General features: G+C 53.5%; 2 protein-coding genes. One reads left to right on the forward strand and one right to left on the reverse strand.

Annotated features, from left to right (window positions below):
• Nucleotides 1-75: 75 nt before the first annotated feature.
• Nucleotides 76-396, reverse strand: a complete 321-nt coding sequence (locus ABYT07_RS21205; RefSeq protein ID WP_372993970.1) for a hypothetical protein — start codon at nt 394-396, stop codon at nt 76-78.
• Nucleotides 397-529: 133 nt separating this feature from the next.
• On the opposite strand from ABYT07_RS21205, the gene ABYT07_RS21210 reads away from it, so the two are divergent.
• Nucleotides 530-1,299, forward strand: a protein-coding gene (locus tag ABYT07_RS21210; protein ID WP_372993971.1) for an IS5 family transposase whose coding sequence is annotated in 2 segments (ribosomal slippage) — nt 530-851 and nt 851-1,299 — 771 coding nt in all. Because the reading frame shifts where the segments join, the coding sequence is not laid out codon by codon here.
• Nucleotides 1,300-1,301: the final 2 nt, after the last annotated feature.

A 1,301-nucleotide genomic window follows, 5' to 3' on the forward strand; every position in this document is an offset into this window, starting at 1 on the left:
CGCCGTAGGGCAGGTAGGTGGCCTCATTGACTTGCGTGCCAGTATTTTTTTGGATCATCGTGCTCTTTGGCTTCTTTAATCGTCCTCTTTGCGCTTAGACATGAACCGAGCGGCGTGTATCACGCCAACAATAGGAAAGATCAAGCCAGCCTCCCAAAGGGGCGTTCCGATCGCAACGCAAAAGACAAAGAATAACACTGCCAATAGATAGGGGAGAAATACAGCATAACGCCATTTCTTGTATGGCTTCGTGACACTGATTTTGGCTGCCAGCAAACAGAGTATAAACAGTAGAACGAGCAAGGCAGCGCCTGTCTGATTGAACGGGAGTTCGGTCATATCTGGGCCATATTTTTCAGTGCCTTTATCCAACTCGGCAAGATTGGTAAATCGCAACCGCATTCGCCTTCATTGATGTAAACCGCCGGAGCGGATGAATTGAAGCTACTAGGCAGCCCACCCATAAATTTCTGTTCATTCACATAGGCTTGTGATTCACTTTCGCAAAACAACAGGCGGGAGTGGGAAATTGGCGCGATCTGACATGAGCGATTTGGAGTGGGAGTTCATCAAGGCAGTTCTGCCGAGCAAGTCACGCGGTGTGAAGCGGGTTGATGACCGGCGTGTGATCAACGGCATCTTTTATGTTCTGCGCACCGGCATCCCCTGGGCTGATCTGCCCGAACAATACGGCCCGCCCACCACGATCTACAACCGGTTCAATCGCTGGACTTACGCAGGCCATTGGGATCGGATCATGGAGGCGGTCGCCGACGCCCACAACGTGGATACGGTGATGGTGGACGGCACGAGTGTTCGCGCCCACCATTCGGCCACCACGCTCAAAAAAACGACCCGCGTCGTTGCATGGGGCGCTCGCGCGGCGGTTTAGGCACGAAAATTCATGCGCTTACCAATCAGGACGGCCTGCCGATCCGGTTCGAACTGACACCCGGAAACGCCCATGACGCACCGCCCTGCAAGCAGCTACTGGATGCCCTGCAACCGGGGCAGTACGTGCTTGCTGACAAAGCGTATGACGCCAATTGGATCAGGGAAATGATCTGGGAACAGGGCGCGATCGACGTGATCCCATCGAAGTCAAACCGCAATCTCCCAAAGGACTTTGACGCTGACCTCTACAAAGAGCGCAACAAGATCGAACGGTTCTTCGGACGCCTCAAAGCCTCATTCCGACGCATCGCAACACGGTACGAGAAAACGTCACGCAACTTCATGGCCATGATCAAACTGGCCTCGATACGCTTGTGGATCGAGTTTTATGAGTCGGCTGCCTAGTA

The sequence above is a fragment of the Sulfitobacter sp. genome (genome assembly GCF_041552635.1).
Classification (GTDB): domain Bacteria; phylum Pseudomonadota; class Alphaproteobacteria; order Rhodobacterales; family Rhodobacteraceae; genus Sulfitobacter.